Here is a 22,459-nt window from a genome sequence, read left to right on the forward strand (position 1 = left end):
GGCTACGCCGCCCTCGGCCCGCGGTCCCCCTCCCGCCGCTTCGCGGGGGAGGTGACGACGCGCCAACTGGGCCCCGCCGACATTGCGAACGTTTGCGTGCCGCAGTGACGCTGACGCGACCGATACGGCGTATCAAGGTCATCGCAGTGGAGCGTCACACGGCCGAACGGCCGGCCCTAATGCGCGTGGCAGTCGGCGAGGCCGCGGTCCGGCTTGGGCACGGGGGCCTCGGCGCCGCCGGAGCCGCCCAGCGGCCGGCGGGAGGTGACGAAGTGGCCGAAATCCGAGGGGGGATTGCGGCTGGTCCACGCCTTGGGCCGCGAAAGCTGAGCCTTCAGGCGCGACAGGAGATCGTCTAGGCTCTCGTCCGAGCCCGTCAGATCCTGGCGGAAACTGCGCTCTTGCATGGGCCGGGGTTATACGCCTGTCGGGCGAGTGATTCCACCCCAGGCAGGCGAAGCGGCGGCTAGGCTGCTCACGAATTCGAGAACAGGGAAGGAAACCAACGTGAAGCTCTACACCTCGATCGGACCGAACCCCCGCGTCGTGAAGATGTTCCTGGCCGAGAAGGGCCTGGACGTGGAGCGGATCGAGGTCGACCTGCGTAGCGGCGAGAACCGCCGGGAGCCCTACCTGGCCGTCAATCCCGCGGGCCAGACGCCGGCCCTGGTGCTGGAGAGCGGGGCCAAGCTCACCGAGATCACCGCCATCTGCGAATACCTGGAGGAGATCACCCCGCACCCGCCGCTGATCGGGACCAACGCCGAAGAGCGGGCGCTGACCCGCATGTGGACGCGCCGCGTGGACCTGAAGATCTGCGAGCCCATGACCAACGGCTTCCGCTTTGCCGAGGGGCTGGCGATGTTCGAGAGCCGGATGCGGTGCCTGCCCGAGGCCGCGCCCGGTCTGAAGGCCGTGGCCCAGGACGGGCTCGCCTGGCTGGAGGCGAATTTCCAGGGGCCCTGGATCACCGGGGGCCGGTTCACCCTGGCCGACATCCTGCTGTTCAGCTTCCTCGACTTCGGAGCCGTCGTCGGCCAGCCGCTGGACCCCAAGTACGCCAAGGTCACCGACTGGTTCGCCCGGGTGAAGGCCCGCCCCAGCGCCGCCGCCAGCGCCTAGCGCTTAGCCGACCTTGCGGTCGCGGCCTTCCCAGTAGGGCTTGCGCAGCTCGCGCCGCAGGACCTTGCCGGACGGGTTGCGGGGCAGGGCGTCGATGAAGTCCACGGACTTGGGCGCCTTGTAGGCCGCGATCCGCTGGCGGGCCCAGGCGATCACCGCCGCCGGATCGGGCCGCTCGCCCGGCGCGGCGACCACGATGGCCTTCACCGCCTCGCCCCAACGCTCGTCCGGCACGCCGATCACCGCCGCGTCGGCGACGCCGGGACAGCCCAGGATCGCGTTCTCCACCTCGGCCGGATAGACGTTCTCGCCGCCCGAGACGATCATGTCCTTCACCCGATCATGGACGAAGAAGAAGCCCTTCTCGTCCACGAAGCCCGCGTCGCCCGTGCGCAGCCAGCCGTCCGGGCGGATGGTCTCGGCGGTGGCCTCCGGGCGGTTCCAGTAGCCGGCCATGATGATCGGCCCGCGGATCTCGATCTCGCCGATCTCGCCCGGCCCCAGGGTCCTGCCGGCCTCGTCGGCGATCCGGGTTTCCAGCGTAGCCCAGGGGCGCCCGCACGAGCGCAGAAGCTCGCCGGTGTGCTCGGACGGCGCCAGGGTCGTGCCGGCGCCGGTGGTCTCGGTCATGCCGTAGAACTGGATGAAGCCGCAGCCGAAGGTCTTGGTGGCGCGGGCCAGCACCGCCTCCGAGATCGGCGAGGCGCCGTATGAGACGGTCTTCAGGCTGGAATAGTCGGCCTCCTCCACGCCGGGCGTCTGGAGAAGCGCGTTGATCATCACCGGCGCCAGGAACACGTGCGCCACCTTCTGCTCGCCGAAGGCCTTCAGCACGGCGGTCGGGGCGAACTCGGCCTGCAGCACGATCCGCCCGCCCGCGGCGAGGCCCGAGAAGCTGATGTTGGTCCCCGCCACGTGGAACATCGGCATCAGGATCAGCACCGTGTCGTCGGCCGCGTAGGAGAAGCCGTCCACCAGATGCCGCAGGGCCAGGAAGGCGGAATAGTTGGCGTTGGACAGCCGCACGCCCTTGGGCAGGCCGGTGGTTCCGGAAGTGTAGAGCTGGAGGACGTCGTCGCTCGCCTGAGGCGTTTCCAGCCTCGGCGCCGGGGCGGCGTCGCGCAGGGCGGCATAGGCCTCGAAAGCCGGGTGCTCGCCGCCCACGGCGATCACCTTCACCGGCCGGCCCGCATGCTCGGCCACGGTGACGGCGCACTCGAAGAATTCCGGCGTCACGAAGAAGACGCTGGCGCTGGAGTCCTTCAGGATGAAGGCGATCTCGGGCACGGCGAGGCGCGAGTTGATCGGCGCGAAACAGGCCCGCGCCTTGGCGACGCCGAAGAAGATCTCGTACCAGGCCTCGGACGGCCGCCCCAGCCAGGCCACGCGGTCGCCAGGCTTCACGCCCGCGGCCTGCAGGAAGCCCCCCACCTGCGACGAGCGCCGGTCCAGTTCGGCGTAGGTGAGGTCGCGGCCCTCGAAGTGGACGGCCACCTTGTCGCCGCGCTCGCGGCCGTGGACGGCAGGGATGTCGGTCAGCAGCTTGATAGGATCGTCGGTCATGCCCGGTCGTTTCGCTCCCGCAGGCTGTGCCGCCTGTTTCGGATCGATTGCTAGCCGATCCCGGGTCCGTCAACAAACCTGACGTCAGGTGACCGCCGCGCGGGTCCGGAACTGCGGCGCCTCGAACGCCCGGCTCTCCAGCACCTCGCGCAGGATCTCCACCGCATCCCAGACGTCCGCATGGCTGAGGTAGAGGGGCGAGAAGCCGAAGCGGGCGATGTCGGGATCGCGGAAGTCGCCGACCACGCCGCGGGCGATCAGGGCCTGGACCAGGGCGTAGCCGTCGGGATGCGCGAACGAGACGTGCAGGCCGCGGGCGTCCATCTCGCGCGGACCGGTCAGGGCGAGGCCATGACCGGCGCAGCGGGTCTCCACGAGATCGATGAAGAGCCGGCAGAGCGACAGGCCCTTGGCCTCCGCCGCCTTGGGGTCGGCCTCGAGCTGCAGGTCCAGACCGGCCTCCAGCGCCGCCAGGCCAAGGATGGGCGGCGTGCCGCAGAGCATGGTGCGGATGTCGGCCGCGGGTCGGTAGCGATCCTCGAAGGCGAACGGCGCGGCGTGGCCCATCCAGCCGGACAGCGGCGAGCGGATCGCCGCTTGATGCCGCTCGGCGACAAACAGGAACGCCGGGGCGCCCGGGCCGCCATTCAGGTACTTGTAGCCGCAGCCCACGGCCAGGTCCGCGCCGGCGCCGTTGAGGTCGCAGGCGAGCGCCCCGGCGGTGTGGGCCAGATCCCACAGCATCAGGGCGCCCTTGGCCTGGACCGCCTGCGTGACGGCGGCCATGTCCCAGCGCCGGGCGGTCTTGTAGTGGACGTGCGTCAGGACCACGGCGGCGGTGTCGGTGTCCACGGCGGCCAGCACCGCCTCAGGCGGCAGCACCTTCAGCGTCGCCCCGGCCTGCGCGCACAGCCCTTCCAGCACATAGACGTCGGTGGGGAAGTTGCCCTGTTCGGTGATGATGGTCCGACGGCCCGGCCGCAGCGACAGGGCGCCAGCGGCCAGCTTGAAGAGGTTGATCGAGGTGGAATCGGCCACCGCCACCTCGGACGGCGCCGCGCCGATGAGGCGGGCCACCTTGGCGCCGAGCCGCTGCGGCGCTTCGATCCAGCCGGCGGCGTTCCAGCTGGCGATCAGGCCCTGGCCCCACTCCTGGCGCACGGCTCGCTCGACCCGCGCCGCCGCCGCGCGGGGCAGGGGGCCCAGGGAGTTGCCGTCCAGGTAGATGACGCCGGGGGGCAGATCGAAAGCGTCACGGAATCCGGCCAAAGGGTCTGCGGCGTCCAGGGCTTCGGCGTCTCGGCGGTCCATGCCGCGGGTTCTAGCCGCCGCGTTGCGAAGCGGAAAGGACGAGGGGGCCAGGGCCATGCTTAGATGCCCACGGACAAGCGGAACGGCGGGCGTGAAGACCCGCGGAGAGGGAGCTTCCATGAACCATTGGCGCAAGCTTGCGCTCGCCTCGGCGGCGGCGCTCATCGTAGCGGGCGGGGCCGATCCGGCCGCGGCCCAGCGCCGGCCTCCCGCGGCCGCCCAGGCCCAGAAGCCGGCGCCCTGGCCGGGCCTCCCGCCGGGTGCGTCCGAAGAATACATGACCCTGCGCGACGGGGTGCGGCTGGCGGCGAACGTCTTCAGGCCGGAGGGCAAGGGGCCCTGGCCGGTGGTGCTGTCGCGCACCCCGTACATCAAGGACGGCCGCATCGACCCGGAGAAAGATCCCAAGGGCGTCAAGAACCGCGAAAACCTGGCGAAGCAGGCCAAGCGCTACACTGACGCGGGCTACGTCTACGTCCTGCAGGACGTGCGCGGAAAAGGCCGATCGCAGGGCTTCTATTCGGCCTTCGAGAACGACATCGAGGACGGCTACGACGCCGTGGAGTGGGCCGCCGCCCAGCCGTGGAGCAACGGCAAGGTCGGGATGACGGGCGGTTCGGCCCTTGGCATCACCGCCAACTCCGCCGCCCTGGCCGCCCCGCCGCACCTGAAGGCGGCCTATGTGATCGTCGCGCCGGCCGACCGGCTCTCGTACAGCTATCCGGGCGGCGTGCTGAAGGAGAAGGACACCATCGGCTGGCTGAGCCAGCAGGGCGTGCCCCAATCGACCCTGGACCAGACCAGGGGCCGATCGCTGGACGATGTGGGCTGGAACCGCGTCGCGATGACCACGAACCGCAAGTACATCCAGATCCCGATCTACAACGTCGGCGGCTGGTACGACATCTTCAACGGCGGCACGGTCGAGAACTTCGAGTACCTGCAGAACGAGGGGGCCAAGGGCGCTCGCGGTAACCAGAAGCTGCTGATGGGCCCATTCGGGCATGGGCAGCTGTCCGGCGACCTCGCCTATCCCGGGTTCGACCGGATGGGGCTGGCGGGCGACCAGGAGATCCGCTGGTTCGACTACTGGCTGAAGGGCCAGGACAACGGCATCATGGACGAGCCGCCGGTGCAGTACTTCATGATGGCCGGCGCGCGGAAGGACGCCCTTTCGCCGAAGAACCGCATGATCGCCTCGGCCAACTGGCCGCCCGCCTATCGCGAGGTCCGCTACTATCCCGGCGATGGCGACGCGCTCAGCACCAAGGCGCCGACCTCGGCGGCGCGCAAGCTCAGCTATCGGTTCGATCCGACCGACCCGGTGAAGACCTACGGCGGCGCCAACCTGACCTTCGAGAGGGGGCCCGATGACCAGCGCCAGGTGGGCCAGCGCCAGGACTACCTGCGCTTCCAGACCCCGGTGTTGGACAAGGACGTGGCCATCGCCGGGCCCGTGAAGGTGGAGCTTTACGCCGCCACCGACGGTCCTGACACCGACTTCGTCGCCAAGCTGGTGGACGTCTATCCCGACGGCTACGAGGCCCTGGTGCTGGATGCGCCGATCCGGACCAAGTTCCGCAACGGCCGTCTGCCGCAGGACATCCGCATGATGACGCCGGGCGCGCCGGAGAAGCTCGTCATCGACCTGTGGCCGACGGCGATCACCTTCGAGAAGGGTCACCGGATCGCCCTGCACATCACCTCGTCGAACGCGCCTCGGTTCGAGGTCAATCCGAACACGGGCGAGCCGCCGGTCCTCGGCAAGCTGAAGCCGCGCGTCGCGACGAACACGATCTACATGGACGAGGCGCACCCGACGGCGCTGGTGCTGCCGGTCGTCTATCCGGACGACCTCAAATAGCCGGTTCGCGCGGCTCGCCCGGCTTTCCCGTATCGGAGGCGCCGGGCTCGTCGTCCTGGCCCTCGCCGTATTCCCGGCCCTCGCGGTCCCAGCCCGAGCCGTAGTCCTCGCGGTCCTCGTCCTGGCGCGAGCCGTAGCGGTCGCGGTCCCAGGCGTCGCGCTCGCCCTCGCCGTGGCCGCCGGGCGGGTTCCTGGGGTCGTGCGTCACCATGAGCCGATCAACGGGCGTGCGCCTGCGCCGTTCCCGCGCTAGTATGGCGTGGGGAACAGGGAACTGATCGTGGCAAATCAGGAAGAGGACGTTGCCGCGCTTGCGGCGGCGTTGACGGGGATGTTCCGCGCGCTGGAAACTCGGCCCTTGCCCGAGCACATCCTGCGGGTGGTGGACCAGTTGGAGGCTTCGGCCGTCGAGGCGGCGCCTAGGCCGATCCGGCGATCGTCATCGTCTCCAGAGCCATGACGTCGGACGCGTCGTCGGCGTCCATGATCTTCAGCAGCCGCGCCCGCGCCCGGTTCACCCGGCTCTTGATCGTGCCCAGCGCACAGCCGCAGATCTCGGCCGCCTCCTCGTAGGAGAGGCCGGCGGCGCCCACCAGGATCAGGGCCTCCCGATGCTCGTCGGGAAGCTGCAGCAGCGCCGTCTGCAGCGCACGCATGGCCACGCTCCAGTCCTGGGTCGGCGGCGAGTGCAGCGTGCTGGCGTATTCGCCCTGCTCGTCGCGCACCTCACGCCGGCGTCGCAGGACGTTCGTGTAGTAGGTGTTCCGCAGGATCGTGAAGAGCCAGGCGCGCAGGTTCGTGCCTACCTCGAACTTGTCGCGGTTCGACCAGGCCTTGATGAGGGTGTCCTGCACCAGGTCGTCCGCGTCGGACCCATTGTGGCTCAGCGACCAGGCAAACGCCCGCAACGCGGGAATGAGGCCCACGACCTCGTCACGCCAGCTCGCGGTGGAGTCCATCCCATCCCCTCAAAGTCACGATCCGGCCCCCAACCGGAACAAGCGCCTGCCACCAGCAGGGCTTGAACGCCGCCTTCGGGGGTTCGTTCCGCTTACGTACGTTGATTTGCGGAACCTGTGACGGGCCAATGCGTTGGCGGGAAGCGTCCGTTGCAGTTCCTGCATCGGCGTACCCATTGTGGTGTTCCGGTTTCGTGCCCACATTCCCCGGTGGGAGCCGAGGCGAAGCTTCAAGCCGGACGAGGAAAGTTCCATGAGCAATACCGACCGTCCCGAAGAGCGCGCCCGCGCTCGTGAACAGGCGCCCCCGTCCGACGCGCTCTCACGATACATCAGGGTGCGCCGCGCGTCAGAGGCGCTGATCCGGTCGCTCACGCCCGAGGACATGGGCGCCCAGTCCATGCCCGACGCCAGCCCAACAAAGTGGCATCTGGCGCACACGACGTGGTTCTTCGAGACGTTCCTGCTGGCGCCGCACCTGCCGGGCTACCGGGTCTTCGACCCGAAATTCGGCTACCTCTTCAATTCCTACTACGAGGCCGTCGGCCCGCGGCAGCCGCGCCCGGCCCGTGGGCTCATCACGCGCCCCTCGGTCGCAGACGTCCTGGCCTACCGCGCCCATGTGGACGCCGGCATGACCTCGCTGTTGAACAGTGGGCTCGGCGGCTTCGGAGATCTGCTGGACCTGGGCCTGGCTCATGAGGAGCAGCATCAGGAACTGATCCTGATGGACATCCTGCATCTGTTCGCCCAGTCGCCACTGGCGCCCGCCTTCGCGCCGCCGCGGGCCGCGCCGGCCCGCGCGGCTCGGCCGCTGGGCTATGTCGGCTTCAAGGGCGGCCTCGTGGAGATCGGCCACGACGGCCCAGGCTTCGCCTTCGACAACGAAGGCCCGCGCCACCGGGTGTGGCTGGAGCCGTTCCGCCTGGCCGACCGGCTGGTGACCAACGGCGAGTGGCTGGCCTTCATGGCGGACGGCGGCTACGCGCGCCCCGAGCTCTGGCTCTCGGAAGGCTGGGCCCTGGTCCGGGCGGAGGACTGGCGGGCGCCGATCTACTGGCGCGAGATGCCGGACGGCTGGCGGATCATGGGCCTGAACGGCCTGCGTACGCTGGACCCGGCCCAGCCGGTCAGCCACCTCAGCTACTACGAGGCCGACGCCTACGCCGCCTGGGCCGGCGCGCGCCTGCCGACCGAGGCGGAGTGGGAGCACGCCGCCGCCGGCCTGCCCGTCGAGGGCGAGTTCGTGAATTCCGGCCATCTCGGCCCCCAGGCGGCCACCGAGGGCCCCGGCCTTCGGCAGATGTTCGGCGACCTCTGGGAATGGACCCGCAGCGCCTACCTGCCTTACCCCGGCTTCAAGGCCGCCCGGGGAGCCGTCGGCGAGTACAACGGCAAGTTCATGTCCGGCCAGTTCGTCCTGCGCGGCGGAGCCTGCGTCACGCCCGCCGGCCACGCGCGCGCGACCTACAGGAACTTCTTCTATCCGCATCAGCGCTGGATGTTCTCGGGCCTGCGTCTCGCCCTGGACGGCGCCGGCGAGGATACCAAGTCGTCGGACCTCGAGGCGGATGTCGTCGCCGGCCTGTCGAAGCCGCACAAGTCGATGCCGCCCAAACACTTCTACGACGCCGATGGTTCGGACCTGTTCGAGGTGATCACCGAGCTGCCCGAATACTACCCCACGCGCACCGAGGTCGAGCTTCTGAAGGCGGCCTCGGGCGAGATCGCGCGCCACATTCCCGAGGGCGCCGCCCTTGTGGAGTTCGGCTCGGGCGCCAGCACCAAGACCCGCATCCTGCTCGACGCCGCCCCCAAGGTGGCGGTCTATGCGCCCATCGATATCAGCGCCTCGGCCCTGGAGGGCGCCGCCCAGGCGATCCGGGCCGACTACCCGAAGCTGACCGTCGCGCCTCTGCGCGACGACTTCACCAACGCTCTGCGCCTGCCGCCGGAGACCGAGGGCCGGCCGGTGGTCGGCTTCTTCCCGGGCTCGACCATCGGTAACTTCACGCCGGACGAGGCGCGGGCCTTCCTGGTCGGCGCGCGACGGCTGCTGGGGGAGGGGGCGGCGTTCCTGGTCGGGATCGACCTTGTGAAGGACGAGCGCACCCTGGTGGCCGCCTACGATGACGCCCAGGGCGTCACGGCCGCCTTCAACAAGAACCTGCTCAAACGCATCAACCGTGAGCTGGATGGGGACTTCGACCTCGACGCCTTCGCCCACCGCGCGGTCTGGAACGCCGCCGAGAGCCGCATCGAGATGCATCTGGTGAGCCTGAAGGATCAGACCGTCCGCGCGGCGGGCCGGACCTTCCGCTTCGCCGAGGGCGAAACGATCCACACCGAGAACTCCTACAAGTTCACGATCGAGCGGATGGCGGCCCTGGCGGGCGCGGCGGGCTGGAAGCTGGAGCGGCGCTGGGTCAGCGAAGATCCCGCCTTCGGGATGGTGCTGCTGCGCGCCTAGAGCCTTTGGGGTTCAGATGGAATCGCCTGAACCGGATCAAAAGGCTCTACATCAAGGGCTTAGAGCGCGTCGGGCGGGTCAACCGGCTTCCACCTAACCCTGGCGCGCTCTACAGCCGCGCGTCAGGTAGCCGAAAGCGGACGCCGTGAGGCGTCCGCTGATCTCCGGCGTCGGGAGCGACGGGAAATCCTAGCTTTCGCGGCCGCGCGTGCGTCCGCCGCCGCGGGAGGCTTCGCCGCCCTTGCGACCGGCCTGGGCCGCGAGGTCGCGGTCCTTGGCGAAGCTGCGCTTCTCGCTGGGCACGCTCGCCCCGCCCTTGCGGGCGATTTCGCGGCGGCGTTCGGGGTTCATGGCGGCAAAGCCGCGCCGTGCGCGTGGCTTGCCTGTGTCGACCGTGGGCATCGAGAGGGTCTCCTCGGGTAGGGCTTGCGGTGAGGCTAACCCCCAAGGCGGCGCCATGGTTGCGTTAGGACTTGAGACTTATTCGCGGCGAAGGGCTTCGATGGGGTCCAGCCGGGCCGCGCGCCACGACGGATAGGCCCCGAAGACCAGCCCCACGACCACCGAAAATCCCAGCGCCAGCGGCCCCGCCCAGGCCGGAACCGCGGCCGGCCAGTCGCCCAGTCTGGCGATGGCGAACGCGCCCAGGACGCCGATGGTCAGCCCGATCAACCCGCCCACCAGCGACAGCGAGATCGACTCCAGGGCGAACTGGATCAGGACGTGGGATCGCTTGGCGCCCAGGGCCATGCGCAGGCCGATCTCGCGCGTCCGCTCGGTCACCGCCACCAGCATGATGTTCATGATCCCGACGCCTCCAACCACAAGGGAGACCCCGGCGACCGCGGCCAGCAGCACCGTGAACGTGCCCACCGCCGCCTGGCTGGCCTCCAGGATGGACGCCATGTTCTGGGTCTGGAAATCGTCCTCCTCGCCCTCGCGGATCTTGTGCTGGTCGCGCAGCAGGTTGGTGACGTCCTCCTGCACCCGGTCCAGGCTGTCCTCGTCGACGGCCTTCACATAGATGGTCTGGACGCTGTCGCCCCGGCTGCGCCGGCCGGCGATCCGCGAGCGCACGGCGGACAGCGGCGCCAGCACCACGTCGTCCTGGTCCTGCCCAAAGCCCGCCTGGCCCTTGGATTCCAGCACGCCGATGACTTCGAAGGGCACGGTCCGAACCCGCACGCGCCGGCCGACGGGGTCGCTGTCGCCCCAGAGCTCGCGTGCCACGGTCGGGCCCACGACGGCGACCTTGCGGCCCTGGCGGGCCTCGTTCTCGTCGAACATCCGGCCCGAGGCGATCTTCAGGTCGCGGGCCACGAGGTAGGCGGGCGTCACCCCCTGGATCTGGGTGTTCCAGTTGGCGCCGTCCGACGCCAGCTGAGCCTGGCCGCGGACCAGGGGCGCCACGGCCTCCACGTCTTCCACCTGCCTGGCGATAGCCTCGGCGTCGCCGTCGCGCAGCGAGAAGCCGCCGCCCGCCGCCTGGGAAACCGGGCCGCGCTGGAAGTTCGGCGTCACGATGATGAGGTTGGAGCCCAGGCCGGAGATCGCCTGGGTGACCCGCTGCTGCGCGCCCATGCCGATCGAGGTCATCATCACCACGGCCGCCACACCGATCACCACACCCAGCGAGGTCAGCACGCTGCGCATCGGGTGGGCGAGGATGGCGCCCAGGGCGAAGCGGACGAGTTCGAAGGCCTTCATGCCGTCGGAGCTCATGCCTTGCGTCCCCACTCGTCCGACACGATCAGCCCGTCGCGGAACGCCACCCGCCGGTGGGCCAGGTCCGCCACCTCCGGGTCGTGGGTAACCACCGCCAGGGTCAGGCCGCCGGCGTTCAGCTCCTCGAACAGGGCCAGCACCTCCTCGCCGGTGCTGGTGTCCAGGGCGCCGGTGGGCTCGTCGGCCAGCAGCAGGTCGGGGCGGTTGGCGAGGCTGCGGGCGATGGCCACCCGCTGCTGCTGGCCGCCCGACAGCTGCGTCGGCCGATGCCCCATGCGCGCGCCCAGGCCCACGCGCTCCAGCAGCTCCGCCGCCCGCGCGCGCCGTTCCTTCGGAGCCATGCCGGCGTAGATCATCGGCAGCTCGACGTTCTGCAGCGCGCTCAGCCGCGGCAGCAGCTGGAAGGACTGGAACACGAACCCGATCCGCCGGCGCCGGAAGTCGGCCAGCTCGTCGTCCGAGAACCCGCTCACGTCCTCGCCCTCGAAGCGGTAGGCGCCGCTGGTCGGACGGTCCAGGCCGCCAAGGATGTTCATCAGCGTCGACTTGCCCGAGCCGGAGGGCCCGATGATCGCCACGTACTCGCCGCGCTCGATCGTCAGGCTGACGCCGCCCAGCGCCTGAACCTCTTCCTCGCCCATGATGTAGACCTTGCGCAGGTCCTGGATGTCGATCATCGACCCTGCGCCTACATCCGCACCCGGACGCCGCCGCCCGCGCCGGGCGGGCCGCCCATGGGAGCGCCGACCTGAGCCTTGGGCCGCGGCCCGCCGCCGACGATCACCTGGTCGCCCGGCTTCAGTTCGCGGCTGACGATCTCGGTGTAGGAGCCGTCCGTGGCGCCCACGCGGACGGGGATCGGGACCGGCTTCCTGTCGCGCAGCACATAGACCGTCCCGCCGCGCAGGCCGCCGGCCCGGCCGCGGCCCTGGGCCATGGTGGCGCGCAGCGCCGCCAGCTTGGCCTTCTGGTCGGGGCGCAGCAGCGGCTCCAGCTTGCCCAGCGCCTCGTTCATGGTCTTGGCCACGGCCTCGCGCATGGCCGCGGGGTTGCCGGCCGCTGAGGCGCGCGCCGCCTGCAGGCGGGTTCGGAGGTCGGCCTGGATCGGCGCCCAAGCCTTCTGCTGCTTCGCGTCGAGATCGAGTTGCTCGACGATGCGGGCGCCCATGCCTCCGCCGCCCGGGCGGGCCCCGCCGCCGCCCGAACCGGGCCCGGCCATCATCACGTTCCCGGCGCTGCGATTGGCGCCGCGGCCCTCCGACGGCGGGCTCCAGCGCAGCGCCTGGGCGGGGACCTTCAGGACGTTGCGCTTGGTGTCGATGATGATGTCGGCGTTGGCGGTCATGCCCGGCAGCAGCTTGCGCTGCGGATTGTCGGCCTCGGCGATGACCGTGTAGCTGACCACGTTCTGGTCCGTGGTCGGCTGCTTGCGCACCTGGGTGACGATCCCCTCGAACGTGTCCTCCGGGAAGGCGTCGACGGTGAAGCGCACCATCTGGCCCTCCTGCAGCTGGCCGACGTCGGCCTCGTCCACCGAGATCTTGACCTCCACCTTCGACAGGTCCTGGGCGATCGTGAACAGCACCGGGGCCTGCAGGCTGGCGGCCACGGTGTTGCCGGGCTCCACCTTGCGGTCCACCACGATGCCGTCGATGGGCGAGACGATGGTGGTGCGGCCCAGGTCCACCTGCTGGCTGCGCAGCGAAGCGCGGCTCTGGGTCACGCGCGCCTGGGCGGCGGCCACATTGGCCCGGGCGGTCTTAAGCGCGGCCGTGGCCTGGTCCAGGGTGCTGGCGGCGTACCAGCCCTGGTCCACCAGGGTCCTCTTGCGATTGTAGTCGGCCTGGGCGTTCTCCAGCGTCGCCTGCGCCTGTCGGACCGCCGCCTGACCGGCCTGGATGTCGGCCTGGCCCTGCGCCACGCGCGACTGGTAGGTCTGCGGATCCAGAATCGCCAGGGTCTGTCCCGCCTTCACCTCGTCGTTGAAGTCCGCCAGCACCGTGGTCACCTGACCGGAGATCTGCGAACCCACGTCCACGGTGACCAGCGCCTGCAGGCTGCCGGAGGCGGAGACCGAGCGGGTGATGTCGCCGCGCTCGATCGCGCCGAAGCGGTACGGGTCCTTCTCCGGCTTCGGCCGCATCTGCCAGCCGACCAGCGCCGCAATGATCAGGCCGATGACGGCCACGGTGATCCAGGCCGCGCGGGGTATGCGGAAGGCGCGGCGACGAGGGGTCTGGTTCAGGCTCATGTCGTCCCAAGTATCGGCGGGCCCGGATGAACCCGCCGTGACTAGGCCAGAGCTCCTTTGCGGGTCGATTTCACTTTCGTTTCGGCCCGTGGCCGGAACATGGACGGGTTACAGGGGCAGTTCGACCCGGGCGGTGAGGCCGCCGCCGGTGCGATTGACCAGGCTGACGTCGCCGCCGTGGCCGCGGGCGATCGAGCGCACCACGGCCAGGCCCAGGCCGATCCCGCCGGTCTGGCGGCTGCGCGACGGCTCGCGCCGGTAGAAGGGCTCGAACACCTTCTCCGCGTCCTTCTCGGGAATGCCGGGACCGTCGTCGTCGATCTCCAGCACGGCGTGGCCGTCGCGCTGGAAGACCCGCGCCCGCGCCTGGCCGCCGAACTTCACGGCGTTCTCCAGCAGGTTGGCCACCAGACGGCGCAGGGCCATCGGGTCGCCCTCCAGCACAACCTTCTCGCTCGGCTCCGCCTCGGCCTTGGCGCCCGTCTCGGCCATCTCGTCGCACAGGCTTTCCACCAGGGACGACAGCTCAAGCGGCGTGCGCTCGCCGGCCTTGGTGGCGTCGCGCACGAAAGCCAGCGTGGCGGTGATCATCTCCTCCATCTGGTCCAGGTCCGAGGCGTACTTCGCCCGCTGGTCCTCCGGCAGGCTCTCGATCCGGAAGCGCAGCCGCGTCAGGGGCGTGCGCAGGTCGTGGGCGATGGCGCCCATCATCGCCGTGCGGTCCTCGACATAGCGGCGCAGGCGCCCCTGCATCTCGTTGAAGGCCCGGGCGGCGGTCGCCACCTCGGCCGGGCCCTTGACCTCCAGCGGCGGGGCGCGGGGATCGCGGCCCAGGCGCTCGGCGGCGTCCGCGAACACCTGGATCGGCAGCGACAGCCGCCGGGCGTAGATCCAGGCCACCGGCGACATGGCCAGGGCCGACAGGGCGAACCACAGGGCCACCCTCTGCTGCCAGTCGCTGAGGCCGAACGGGACCTCGGGATGGACCACCTTCCACCGCCCGTCGGCCTGGCGGACGCCCACGTTGAACGGGGAGATCAGGAAATGCTCCTCCTCGCTCATGCCCGCGCGCGCCACGCGGTCGCGAATGATCCGGCCGACCCGCCGGTCGGAGAGCGGGCCGCGCTCGCCGGCGATCACCACCTGGGATGTGGGCACGCCCAGGTTCTCGGCGATCTTGTCGCGGATGGCGGGGATGCTCTTGCCCTCCAGCACCGGCGCGGGCGGCCGGTCCTGTTCGGTGAGGATCAGCGGGCGCCGCTCGGTGAAGACGGGCGCTGCGCCGTGGAAGGTCTGCTCGATCTCGGAGATGCGGTAGAAATCCGGCGCCGGCGGGGGCAGGAAGAAGAGCAGCAGCGTGCTCATCAGCCAGGCGGCCACCAGCGTCAGGCCCGTCAGCGTCAGCAACTGGACCAGCAGCGGCGCCGTCGGCCGGCCGAAGGACTTCACGCCCGCTTCACCTTCGCCGTGAACATATAGCCCTCGTTGCGGATCGTGCGGATCAGGTCGTGTCCGCCGCCGCCGTCGTCCAGCTTACGCCGCAGGCGGCTGATCTGCACGTCGATGGCCCGATCGAAGGCGTCGCTGTCGGGGCCGCGGGCGAATTCCAGCAGCTGGTCGCGGGTCAGCACCCGCTGCGGCCGCTCCACGAAGGCGCGGAGCAGCGAGAACTCGCCCGAGCTCAGGTTCACCACCACCCCGGCCGGCGAGCGCAGCTCGCGCCGCACCAGGTCCAGCCGCCAGCCGGCGAACTCGCAGCCGGCGCCCAGGGCCCCGCTGGTGGTCCGCTGCTCGGCCCGTCGCAGCACCGCCCGCACCCGCGCCAGCAGCTCGCGCGGATTGCACGGCTTGGCCAGGTAGTCGTCGGCGCCCAGCTCCAGGCCCACGATGCGGTCGGTGTCCTCGCCCATGGCCGAGAGCATGATGATCGGCGGCGCGTTCTCGGTGGTGGTCAGGCGGCGGCAGACGGCCAGCCCGTCCTCGCCCGGCATCATGATGTCCAGCACGATCAGGTCGACGGGCCCGCGCTCCAGAACGCGCTCCATCTCGGTCGCGTCGCCGGCGGTGTCCACCTTGTACCCATGCTTGCCCAGGAAGTCGGAAACGACGTCGCGGATGCCCGGATCGTCGTCCACCATGAGGATTCGGGCGCCGGCCCCGGCCATGTCAGTCGCAAGCTCCATGGGCGCCAGCTTGTCCGCCGGCCGTAACGTACGAATGTCTCAACTGAAACCGAGGTGTCCGGACCGTGACGGGCGGGGTCATGGATCGGCCAGGACGTCGTCGGCGACGAACGGATTGGTCTTCCGCTCCTGGCCGAAGGTCGACATCGGTCCGTGGCCGGGAACGAACTGCACGTCGTCGCCCAGCGGCCACAGCTTGCCGGTGATGGCGTCGATCAGGTCCTTGTAATTCCCCCTCGGGAAATCGGTCCGCCCTATGGAGCCCTGGAACAGCACGTCGCCCACCTGGGCGAAGCGGGCCTGGCGGTGGAAGAAGACCACATGGCCGGGGGTGTGGCCGGGGCAGTGGATGACCTCGAACTCGGTCTCGCCCAGCGACACTGTGTCGCCGTCCTTCAGCCAGCGGTCGGGGGTGAAGCTCTGGGCCTCCGGCATGCCCCACTTGGCGCCGCTGGCGCCGATGTCGTCGATCCAGAACTGGTCGTCGGGGTGCGGCCCCTCGATAGGGACGCCGGTCAGCGCCTTGAGCGCCGCCGTGCCGCCCGCATGGTCCAGGTGGCCGTGGGTGATCCAGATCTTCTCCAGCGTCAGGCCGTGCTTTTCGAGGGCCTCCATGAGCTTGGGGACCTCGCCGCCGGGATCGATGATCGCGGCCTTGTTGGTCCTGGAGCACCACACGATGGTGCAGTTCTGCTGGAGCGGCGTGACCGGCGCGATCATCGCGCGGATCGGCAGGGGCGGAGCAGGGGCGTTCATGTCCGCCCCATGATCGTGGCTCGCGGCCCATAAGAAAAGGCCCGGGAGCGATCCCGGGCCTTTCCGTCGCGGTTTACTCGGCGCCGGGCAACGGCGGCACCGGGTTCGGCGGTGCGTCGGCGTCCAGCTCGTGGGTCTCGGGCGAACCGTGCGCCACGTGGCTCTTGCGGTAGCCGTAGGCGAAGTAGACCACCAGGCCGACGATCGCCCAGCCGACGAACATCAGTTGCGTCTCGTGCGGCAGGCTCACGAAGAGGTAGATGCACCCCAGCGCGGCCAGCGGCGCGACGACGACGACGGCCGGCGTCCGGAACGGGCGCTTGCGGTCGGGATCGGTGCGGCGCAGCACCAGGACGGCGATGGCCACCATGGCGAAGGCGAACAGCGTCCCCGAGTTCGAGATGTCCGCCAGGATCCCCACCGGGAAGAAAGCGGCGAACAGGGCCACGAAGATCCCGGTGATGATCGTGATCACGTGCGGCGTCTTGAACTTCGGGTGCACCTTGGACAGCACCGGCGGCAGAAGGCCGTCGCGGCTCATCACGAAGAAGATGCGGGTCTGGCCGAACATCATCATCAGGATGACCGAAGGCAGGGCCAGACCGGCGGCGAGGCCGATCAGGTTGCCGATCTGCGGCCAGCCGATCTCGCGCAGGGTCCAGGCCAGCGCTTCCTTCGAGCAGACCACCTTGGTGTCGCCCAGGGCCGCGCAGGCAGCGCTGAGTTCCGGGCTGCCGGGCCGCAGGCCCGCGCCGGCGGCGTCGGTGACCGGCTGTGCGCCCACCGTGCCGATGACACCCGAGGCCACCAGGATGTAGAAGATCGTGCAGATCCCCAGCGAGCCGATCAGGCCGATGGGCATGTTCCGCTGCGGGTTCTTGGTCTCCTCGGCGGCGGTCGAGACCGCGTCGAAGCCCACATAGGCGAAGAAGATCGACGCCGCCGCCGCCGAGACGCCGGCGAAGCCCAGCGGCATGAACGGGTTGAAGTTCTCCATGTTCATGACCGGCACCGCCAGCACGACGAACAGACTGAGGGCGGCCACCTTGATCGCCACCAGGAAGGCGTTGACCGTGGCGGATTCCCGCGTGCCGATCACCAGCAGGGCGGTAACCACCAGAGCGATGGCCATGGCCGGCAGGTTGACCATGCCGCCGTCGAACGGTCCCCGGACCAGCAGGTCGGGTATGTCGATGGCGAAGGCGTTCTCGATCAGGCCGACCACGTAGCCCGACCAGCCCACCGAAACGGCGCCGGCGGCGACGGCGTACTCCAGAATCAGCGCCCAGCCGACCATCCAGGCCAGCAGTTCGCCCATCACGGCGTAGCTGTAAGTGTAGGCCGAGCCGGAAACCGGCACCATGGCCGCCATTTCCGCGTAGCACAGCGCCGCCACGGCGCAGACGAAACCGGCGATGATGAAGGCCAGGATCATGCCCGGGCCCGCCTTCTGCGCGGCTTCCGCCGTCAGGACGAAGATCCCGGTGCCGATGATGGCCCCGATGCCCAGCATGGTCAGCTGGAACGGCCCGAGCGAGCGGTGGAGCGACTTCTTTTCGGCCGTAGCCAGGATCGCGTCGAGCGGCTTAACGCGCCACATATATTCCTCCGAACGGCGGCCCCCGAGCCGCCCAGGTAAAATTTGGCGCGACCGTGGCGTGCTTGTGCCCTTGCGGTCAAGCGCCAACGCCCGAAGGCGTTTTCATATGCCCGCCCGGCAGGCTAGAGCCGGGCGAATGCTGCCCATCCATGAGGCCTTGCCCGATCTCAGGGCCGCGCTCGCCGCGGGGAACGCCGCCGTGCTGGTCGCCCCGCCGGGGGCGGGCAAGACCACGGTCGTGCCGCTCGAGCTCCTGAAGGAGGCCTGGGCCGGCGGAAAGATCATCGTCCTGGAGCCCCGCCGCCTCGCCGCCCGTGCGGCCGCCGAACGGATGGCGAAGTCGCTCGGCGAGCCGGTGGGCCGGACGGTCGGCTACCGGGTGCGGATGCAGAGCCGCGTCTCGGCCGCCACCCGGATCGAGGTGGTCACCGAGGGCGTCTTCACCCGCATGGTCCTGGCCGACCCGGAGCTGGCGGGCGTCGCCTGCGTGATCTTCGACGAGTTCCACGAACGCAGCCTGGACGCCGATCTGGGCCTGGCCCTTGCGCGCGACGCACAACGGCTGTTGCGGGACGACCTGCGCCTGCTGGTCATGTCGGCGACCCTGGACGGCGCGGCGGTCGCCCGGCTGCTGGACGCGGCGCCGGTGGTCGAGAGCCTGGGCCGCATGTTCCCGGTGGAGACGCGCTATCTGGGCCGCGACGACCGGCTGCGCATCGAGGACCAGGCCGTCCGCGCCGTCGAACGCGCCCTGGCGGAGGAGACGGGCAGCCTGCTGGTCTTCCTGCCGGGCCAGGGCGAGATCCTGCGCACCGCCGAGCGCCTGCGCGAGCGCGCCCGTCCGAACGTCGAGATCGCCCCGCTCTACGGCGCCCTCGACCCGCGCGACCAGGACCGCGCCATCGAGCCCGCGCCGCCGGGCGTCCGCAAGGTGGTGCTGGCCACCTCCATCGCCGAGACCAGCCTGACCATCCAGGGCGTCCGCGTCGTGGTCGACTGCGGCCTGGCCCGCACGCCGCGCTACGATCCGGCGAGCGGACTGATGCGCCTGGCCACCGTCCGCGTCTCCCGCGCCGCCGCCGACCAGCGCCGCGGCCGGGCGGGGCGCACCGAGCCGGGCGCCTGCTACCGCCTGTGGGACGAGGCCGAGACGCGGGCGCTGCCGGCCTACGCCGACCCGGAAATCCTGGACGCCGACCTGTCGGGCCTGGCCCTCGACCTCGCCCGCTGGGGCGCCAAGGACGCCGCCGACCTGGCCTTCCTCGATCCGCCGCCCGCCGCGGCTTTCGCCGAGGCCCGCGCCCTGCTGCATCGGCTGGAAGCGCTGGACGAAGGCGGCGTGCTTACCGCCCACGGCGGCGCCCTGGCCGAGTTTCCCCTGGCGCCGCGCCTGGCCCACATGGTGCTGAAGGCGGCCGAGACCGACCAGGCGCTGCGGGCGGCCCGGATCGCCGCCCTCATCACCGAGCGGGGCCTCGGCGGACGCGACGCGGACCTGCGTCACCGCCTGGACGCGCTCGATCGCGACCGCAGCCCGAGGGCGCGGGACGCCAAGGCCCTGGCCGAGCGCTGGGCGGGCCTCAGCGGCAAGGCCGGGAAGGGCGAGCCGCTCTCCGACGGCCTGCTGCTCGCTTTCGCGTACCCGGAGCGGGTGGCCAAGGCGCGGGGCGGGCAGGGCGAGTTCCAGCTCGTCACCGGTCGGGGAGCCTTCGTCGAGCCCACCGATGCGCTGGCCCGCGAACCGTGGCTGGCGGTGGCCGAGCTGGGCGGCGGCGACCGCCGCGACCGCATTCTGCTGGCCGCGCCCCTGGAGGCGGCCGAGCTCGTCGCCTTCCAGGCCCAGTTCGAGATCGAAGAGCGCCTGGAGGAAAGCGGCGGCGGCCGCCTTCGCGCCAAGCGCCTCACCCGCCTGGGCCGCCTGACGATCCGCGAGGAGGTCGACGACAGCCCCGACCCGGCCCTGATCGCCCGCGCGCTCGCCGACCGCGTGCGCCGCGAGGGTGTGAAGACGCTGCCCTGGGGAGCGGCGGCCCAGAGCCTGCGCGAGCGCCTGGCCTTCCTCCACGCCCGGGACCCGGCCTGGCCCGATCTCTCCGACGCGGCCCTGCTGGTGCGTCTCGACGAGTGGCTGACGCCAATCCTGGGCGGCGTGCGCGGCCTGTCCGCCCTCAAGCCCGACACGCTGGACGGCGCCCTGCGCACCCTCGTGCCCTGGGACCTGCAACGTCGCCTCGACGCCGAGGCCCCGGCCCGCTGGACCGCGCCCACCGGCAACAGCTTCGCCATCGACTATGCCGCCGAGGGCGGCCCGCGCGTCGACGTGCGGGTGCAGGAGGTGTTCGGCATCGCCCAGCATCCCATCGTCGCGGGGGTCCCCATCACTATGTCGCTGCTCTCCCCCGGCCACCGCCCGATCCAGACCACCAAGGACCTGCCGGGCTTCTGGACGGGCTCGTGGAAGGACGTCCGCTCCGACATGCGCGGCCGCTACCCCAAGCACGTCTGGCCCGAAGACCCCGCCTCGGCCGCCCCGACGGCAAGAGCCAAGCCGCGCGGGACCTGACGCTTCGGGCCTCTTTGTCTAGGTTGGGCGGCGGGGAGGACCGCATGACCCAAGCCAATGAGACCGGTGGCCCTTTGCGGCGTCGGGTCCACGACCAGCTCGAACCGGCTTGGCGTTCCGACGGCGTGTCATGGCTCAACCGTTTCCTGATCGCCGCGATTCTCGCATCCGTGGCGGTCGCGCTTCTGGAGACCGAACCGACGGTGATCAGCGGCCGCGAGAACCTTTTCCGCGCCGCCGAACTGGGTTTCGCCGCGATCTTCGCGGTTGAATACGCCGTCCGGTTCTGGACCGCGGCGGAGGACGGCGGCTGGCGCGCACGGCTGCGGTGGATCGTCTCGCCGGCCGCCATCATCGATTTGCTGGCGATACTTCCGGCGATCTTCGCGGCCGTCGCGGCCCCGTCGTACCTTCTGCGCCTCGCTCGCCTGCTGAGGATCCTCCGCCTGGCCAAGCTGGGCCGCTTCTCGAAGGCGTGGAGCCTGGTCGCCCGGGCCATCGCCTCACGGCGTTACGAATTGCTGCTGACCTTCTACGGCGCCGTCGTGATCATGATCGTCTCGGCCACGCTGCTCTACCTGGCCGAGGGGCCGGTCCAGCCGGAAAAGTTCGGCAGCATTCCCCGGGCCCTCTGGTGGTCGGTGGTGACCCTGACCACCATCGGCTACGGCGACGTCTATCCCGAGACGCTCCTCGGGCGGGTGTTCGCGGCGATGACCGCCGTGTTCGGCATCGGCCTCATCGCCGCACCCACCGGCATCCTGGCGGCCGCCTTCAGCGACGCGTTGCAGGCGCAGCGCGACGAGAAGGCGGGCCCTGACGAGGACTAAGCCGCCGCCTTCGCGGACCATGCCCGCGGGTGCTGGCTGCGGAAGCCGACCGCGATGCGGTTCCAGGCGTTGATGGTGGTGATGAGCAGGGTCAGGTTCACTGTCTCGGTCTCGTCGAAGTGCGGGGCCAACCCTTCGTAATCGGCGTCCGGCGCGCCGGTCTGCGCCAACAGGGTCAGGGCCTCGGTCCATGCCAGGGCCGCCCGTTCGCGCGGGGTGTAGAGACTGGATTCCCGCCAGGCGTTCAGCAGGTACAGCCGCTCCTCGGTCTCGCCGGCGGCGCGGGCGTCTTTCGAATGCATGTGCAGGCAGAAGGCGCAGCCGTTGATCTGCGAAGCCCGCATCTTCACCAGCTCGATCAGACTGTGCTCCAGCCCACAACCGGCCAGATAGGTCTCAAGGTCGACCATCGGCTTCATGGCCTGCGGGGCGACGATATGGGGGTTCAGGCGCTTGGACATGGGAAATCTCCTCGTTCTCTGCCCCTAGGACGGAGGAGGAGGCCCGGCTGTGACACGCCGTCAGGCGGTGGCGGCGTAGATCATGATCCCAGTCGCCACCGACAGGTTCAGGCTGTCGGCCCGGCCGCGCATGGGGATCTTCACGTTGACGTCGCACAGGGCGGCCAGGTCGGGCGTCAGCCCCTGCTGCTCGTTGCCCATCAGCACGAGGGCCGGCTTGGCGTAGGCCGCCTCGCTGTGGGTCACGGTGGCCGAGAGCAGGGTGCCCACGACCGAGCCCGTCCAGCCCGCCCGCCAGGCGGCGAATTCGGCCTCGGTCGCCTTCGCCAGCGGCACGGCGAAGATCGAGCCCATGGTCGCCCGCACCGCCTCCACCGAATAGGGGTCGCAGCACTCGCCCACCAGCACGACGGCCCCGCAGCCGGCGGAATCGGCGGTGCGCACGATGGTCCCGAGGTTGCCGGGATCTCGCACCCGGTGCAGCGCCACCACGCACTGGGCGACGCCCGGCGTCACCTCGGCTAACGCCACGAACGCCTGCGGGAAGACGCCCACCACAGCCTGGGGGTTCTCGCGCCGGGAGACCTTGGCGAGGATGTCATGCGTGACCTCGATGACCTGGCCCCGCGCCGCGAGCGTCGCCTGCACCGCCTTCCGCATCATCGGATGGGCGGCCGCATCCGGTCCATGCATCAGGATCTTCGGCGCGTGGCCGGTGTCGATCCCCTCGATGACGTTCTTCAGCCCCTCGGCGACGAACAGGCCCGTCTCGTCGCGTTCCTTGCGCATGTGCAGGGCGCG

20 protein-coding genes are annotated in these 22,459 nt (G+C 70.4%); 5 read left to right on the forward strand and 15 right to left on the reverse strand.

The window, feature by feature from the left end:
* Nucleotides 1-176 precede the first annotated feature (176 nt).
* Complete coding sequence (locus tag AX721_RS14710) at nt 177-407, reverse strand: hypothetical protein (protein ID WP_068876740.1); 231 nt, start codon at nt 405-407, stop codon at nt 177-179.
* Between the two features lie 100 nt (nt 408-507).
* Between AX721_RS14710 and AX721_RS14715 the strand changes: the two genes are divergently transcribed.
* Nucleotides 508-1,122 (forward strand): glutathione S-transferase family protein, encoded by a 615-nt coding sequence (locus AX721_RS14715; RefSeq protein ID WP_068876741.1) that lies wholly within the window; start codon nt 508-510, stop codon nt 1,120-1,122.
* Nucleotides 1,123-1,125: 3 nt separating this feature from the next.
* Here AX721_RS14715 and AX721_RS14720 read toward each other — a convergent pair whose 3' ends face one another.
* Together AX721_RS14720 and kynU are read right to left on the reverse strand one after the other, a co-directional pair.
* A complete protein-coding gene (locus AX721_RS14720; RefSeq protein WP_068876742.1) occupies nt 1,126-2,685 on the reverse strand; it encodes a long-chain-fatty-acid--CoA ligase in 1,560 nt (519 codons plus the stop codon).
* Between the two features lie 84 nt (nt 2,686-2,769).
* The gene (gene kynU, locus AX721_RS14725; RefSeq protein WP_068876743.1) at nt 2,770-3,996 is read right to left on the reverse strand and encodes a kynureninase; all 1,227 of its coding nucleotides are present in this window, start codon (nt 3,994-3,996) and stop codon (nt 2,770-2,772) included.
* 118 nt (nt 3,997-4,114) lie between these two features.
* On the opposite strand from kynU, the gene AX721_RS14730 reads away from it, so the two are divergent.
* Complete coding sequence (locus AX721_RS14730) at nt 4,115-5,860, forward strand: CocE/NonD family hydrolase (RefSeq protein WP_068876744.1); 1,746 nt, start codon at nt 4,115-4,117, stop codon at nt 5,858-5,860.
* Here AX721_RS14730 and AX721_RS14735 read toward each other — a convergent pair.
* Nucleotides 5,853-6,071 carry a hypothetical protein gene (locus tag AX721_RS14735; RefSeq protein ID WP_068876745.1) on the reverse strand — a complete coding sequence of 73 codons (219 nt, stop codon included), beginning with the start codon at nt 6,069-6,071 and terminating at the stop codon, nt 5,853-5,855. The two genes, AX721_RS14730 and AX721_RS14735, sit on opposite strands and share 8 nt — an antisense overlap.
* A 208-nt stretch (nt 6,072-6,279) precedes the next feature.
* Complete coding sequence (locus AX721_RS14740; protein WP_068876746.1) at nt 6,280-6,819, reverse strand: sigma-70 family RNA polymerase sigma factor; 540 nt, start codon at nt 6,817-6,819, stop codon at nt 6,280-6,282.
* 253 nt (nt 6,820-7,072) lie between these two features.
* Between AX721_RS14740 and egtB the strand changes: the two genes are divergently transcribed.
* On the forward strand, nt 7,073-9,289 hold the full coding sequence (gene egtB, locus AX721_RS14745; protein WP_068876747.1) for an ergothioneine biosynthesis protein EgtB: 2,217 nt from the start codon (nt 7,073-7,075) through the stop codon (nt 9,287-9,289).
* Between the two features lie 189 nt (nt 9,290-9,478).
* On the opposite strand, the gene AX721_RS14750 is transcribed toward egtB, so the two are convergent.
* The 8 genes from AX721_RS14750 to AX721_RS14785 all read right to left on the reverse strand — a co-directional run bounded on the left by AX721_RS14750 (nt 9,479) and on the right by AX721_RS14785 (nt 17,804).
* Nucleotides 9,479-9,691, reverse strand: a complete 213-nt coding sequence (locus AX721_RS14750) for a general stress protein (protein ID WP_068876748.1) — start codon at nt 9,689-9,691, stop codon at nt 9,479-9,481.
* Between the two features lie 78 nt (nt 9,692-9,769).
* Nucleotides 9,770-11,011: an ABC transporter permease gene (locus AX721_RS14755; protein WP_197422589.1), complete on the reverse strand. Its 1,242-nt coding sequence runs from the start codon at nt 11,009-11,011 to the stop codon at nt 9,770-9,772.
* Nucleotides 11,008-11,691: an ABC transporter ATP-binding protein gene (locus tag AX721_RS14760; protein ID WP_068876749.1), complete on the reverse strand. Its 684-nt coding sequence runs from the start codon at nt 11,689-11,691 to the stop codon at nt 11,008-11,010. Before AX721_RS14760 ends, AX721_RS14755 begins: the two co-directional genes overlap by 4 nt.
* A gap of 11 nt (nt 11,692-11,702) precedes the next feature.
* Nucleotides 11,703-13,265 carry an efflux RND transporter periplasmic adaptor subunit gene (locus AX721_RS14765; protein ID WP_068876750.1) on the reverse strand — a complete coding sequence of 521 codons (1,563 nt, stop codon included), beginning with the start codon at nt 13,263-13,265 and terminating at the stop codon, nt 11,703-11,705.
* Nucleotides 13,266-13,373: 108 nt separating this feature from the next.
* On the reverse strand, nt 13,374-14,714 hold the full coding sequence (locus AX721_RS14770; RefSeq protein ID WP_068876751.1) for a cell wall metabolism sensor histidine kinase WalK: 1,341 nt from the start codon (nt 14,712-14,714) through the stop codon (nt 13,374-13,376).
* Nucleotides 14,711-15,448: a response regulator gene (locus AX721_RS14775; protein ID WP_068876752.1), complete on the reverse strand. Its 738-nt coding sequence runs from the start codon at nt 15,446-15,448 to the stop codon at nt 14,711-14,713. The genes AX721_RS14770 and AX721_RS14775 overlap by 4 nt, the downstream gene beginning before the upstream one ends.
* 78 nt (nt 15,449-15,526) lie before the next feature.
* Nucleotides 15,527-16,204: an MBL fold metallo-hydrolase gene (locus tag AX721_RS14780; RefSeq protein WP_068876753.1), complete on the reverse strand. Its 678-nt coding sequence runs from the start codon at nt 16,202-16,204 to the stop codon at nt 15,527-15,529.
* Nucleotides 16,205-16,277: 73 nt separating this feature from the next.
* The gene (locus tag AX721_RS14785) at nt 16,278-17,804 is read right to left on the reverse strand and encodes an amino acid permease (RefSeq protein WP_068876754.1); all 1,527 of its coding nucleotides are present in this window, start codon (nt 17,802-17,804) and stop codon (nt 16,278-16,280) included.
* A gap of 136 nt (nt 17,805-17,940) precedes the next feature.
* On the opposite strand from AX721_RS14785, the gene hrpB reads away from it, so the two are divergent.
* Nucleotides 17,941-20,367, forward strand: coding sequence for an ATP-dependent helicase HrpB (gene hrpB, locus AX721_RS14790; protein ID WP_068876755.1), 2,427 nt, complete (start codon nt 17,941-17,943; stop codon nt 20,365-20,367).
* A gap of 44 nt (nt 20,368-20,411) precedes the next feature.
* Nucleotides 20,412-21,197 (forward strand): ion transporter, encoded by a 786-nt coding sequence (locus AX721_RS14795; RefSeq protein ID WP_068876756.1) that lies wholly within the window; start codon nt 20,412-20,414, stop codon nt 21,195-21,197.
* On the opposite strand, the gene AX721_RS14800 is transcribed toward AX721_RS14795, so the two are convergent.
* Both AX721_RS14800 and AX721_RS14805 read right to left on the reverse strand, forming a co-directional pair.
* A complete protein-coding gene (locus tag AX721_RS14800; protein ID WP_068876757.1) occupies nt 21,194-21,658 on the reverse strand; it encodes a carboxymuconolactone decarboxylase family protein in 465 nt (154 codons plus the stop codon). The genes AX721_RS14795 and AX721_RS14800 overlap by 4 nt on opposite strands.
* 60 nt (nt 21,659-21,718) lie before the next feature.
* The gene (locus AX721_RS14805; RefSeq protein WP_369796608.1) at nt 21,719-22,447 is read right to left on the reverse strand and encodes a TrmH family RNA methyltransferase; all 729 of its coding nucleotides are present in this window, start codon (nt 22,445-22,447) and stop codon (nt 21,719-21,721) included.
* Between the last annotated feature and the right edge of the window lie 12 nt (nt 22,448-22,459).

Origin of the sequence: Phenylobacterium sp. CCH9-H3, from assembly GCF_001557235.1 — a bacterium.
Taxonomy (GTDB): domain Bacteria; phylum Pseudomonadota; class Alphaproteobacteria; order Caulobacterales; family Caulobacteraceae; genus Phenylobacterium.